Source organism: Streptomyces sp. NTH33, from assembly GCF_003236365.1.
Taxonomy (GTDB): domain Bacteria; phylum Actinomycetota; class Actinomycetes; order Streptomycetales; family Streptomycetaceae; genus Streptomyces.
Genome location: NZ_POTZ01000775.1, coordinates 1 through 1,999, shown reverse-complemented (window position 1 = coordinate 1,999; position 1,999 = coordinate 1). Strand labels below are relative to the sequence as shown.

Below are 1,999 nucleotides of genomic sequence, written 5' to 3'. Positions count from 1 at the left end.
TTGCTGGACGCCTCCGTCTCCGGTGGGGTCGAGCGGGCCGCGGAAGTCGTCGCGCTGCTGAGTGAGGAGGTGCCGCGGGAGTACGGGGACGATCTTGCCGCGGCCCTGCGGGGTGTGCGGCGTGGGGGTGACGCGTACGCGTCGCGGTGGCGGAGTGAGGTGCGGCGGCTGCGGGCCGTCGTGGGGGAGGTCTCCCGTCCGGCCGCCCGTCTCGCCGGGTCTCGGGCGGACGCCGGGTTCGTTGCCGCTCTGGCGTTTCCGGAGCGGGTGGCCCGGCTCGACGGCGGGTCGTACCTCATGGCGTCCGGGACGCGGGCCGAACTGCCGGAGGCGTCCCCTCTGCACGGGGAGCCGTGGATCGCCGTCGCCGTGGCCGACCGGCCGGTGGGCAGGGGCCACGCGCGCGTGCGGCTCGCGGCGGCCGTCTCCGAGGACGTGGCCCGCCTCGCGGCCGGGGCGCTGTACGAGGAGCGGGACGAGGTGCGCTGGGCGGACGGGGACGTCGTCGCCCGGCGGGTCGAGCGGCTGGGCGCCGTGGAGCTGTCGGCACGACCGCTGACCGACGCCGATCCCGCCCTCGTGCGGGAGGCGCTGCTCGAGGGGCTGCGGCAGGAAGGCCTGGGGCTGCTGCGGTGGTCACCGGAGTCGGTCGTACTGCGGCAGCGCCTCGCGTTCCTGCGCCATCACCTGGGGGAGCCCTGGCCCGACGTGTCCGACGACGCGCTGCACGCGCGCGCGGAGGAATGGCTGGAGCCGGAACTCGGGCGGGCCCGGCGCCGCGCCGGCCTGGCCCGTATCGACGCCGGGCAGGCACTGGCCCGGCTGCTCCCCTGGGCCACCGGCGAAGCCGCCCGTCTGGACGAGCTGGCCCCGGAACGGATCACGGTGCCGAGCGGCTCCCGCGTCCGGCTGGACTACGCGAACCCCGAACAGCCCGTGCTGTCCGTGAAGCTCCAGGAGATGTTCGGCCTGACCGAGACGCCCGCCGCGGCCGGCGTGCCCGTCCTCGTCCACCTGCTCTCCCCCGCCGGCCGCCCCACCGCCGTCACCACCGACCTCGCCTCCTTCTGGAGGAGCGGCTACCGGGACGTACGAGCGGAACTGCGCGGGCGGTACCCCAAGCATCCCTGGCCCGAGGATCCCGCGACCGCGCGGCCGACCCGGCACACCAACGCCCGGCTCGGCCGCTGACCGCCCGGACGCCGGCTGTCCGGACGCCGACTACGAGGATGCCGACGGGCTCGGCGACGGGTCCGCCGGCTCCACCTTCAGTTCCACCGTCAGCGTCGCGCCGCCGGCCGTGGTGATGCGGAGCAGGAACGTGCCGGTGGTGTCTTCCGCGTACAGCTTCGGGAGCTTCAGCAGGCCCTTGGCGTCCGTCCGGAGGTCCTTCAGGGTGCGGACGGGGTTGCCGTCGGCGTCCTTGAAGTAGGGGCCCTTGTCGTTCTCGGCGGGGTCCTCGTCCGACTTGATCAGGGTGGCGGTGGCCGCGACCCTGTCCGCGGCGGCACCCTTGTAGGTGGCCCTGACCTCCACCTCGTCGGCGAACTCGCCGCCCGGCGTGCAGACCTGCGGGGTGTCGGAGGTGCGGGCGAGGGCGTCGGCGGCGCGCTCGGTGACGGTGGCCGTGTAGCCGACGCCGGGGAGCAAGCGGCCGACCACCGCCGCGCGGACGGTGAAGTCACCCGTCTTCTCGCCCGCCTGGAGCGCGGGCGCCACCGACACGCCCGAGGCGTCCGTGACGACCGTGGCGACCTTCTCGCCGCCGGTGAAGGCGGCGTCGGTGCCGCCGGTGATCGTGAACCGGATCCGGACCTTGCCGACCGGCTTGCCGTCCTCGGTCTCGGCACGCGTGCTGATCTTCTCGGAGAACACGTCACCGGCCATGGCGGAGAGCTTGCCCGTGTCCGCGTCCTCGAGGTGGTGCACGGTGTCGGTGGCCGTGGGCGGCGGGGCCGGCTTGGACGGAGCCGGCTCCTCCGGGGTGGCCGGCGGGGTC

At 75.2% G+C, this 1,999-nt stretch carries 1 protein-coding gene and 1 pseudogene; one reads left to right on the top strand and one right to left on the bottom strand.

Annotated elements, in window-relative coordinates; genetic code table 11:
- The coding region (locus tag C1I97_RS36115) for an ATP-dependent helicase C-terminal domain-containing protein (RefSeq protein ID WP_309147858.1) at window positions 1-1,191 on the top strand (1,191 nt) is incomplete at its 5' end.
- 30 nt (window positions 1,192-1,221) lie between these two features.
- Here the strand turns inward: C1I97_RS36115 and C1I97_RS36110 are convergent.
- Window positions 1,222-1,999 (bottom strand): annotated as a pseudogene (locus tag C1I97_RS36110) (lytic transglycosylase); the annotation flags it as partial.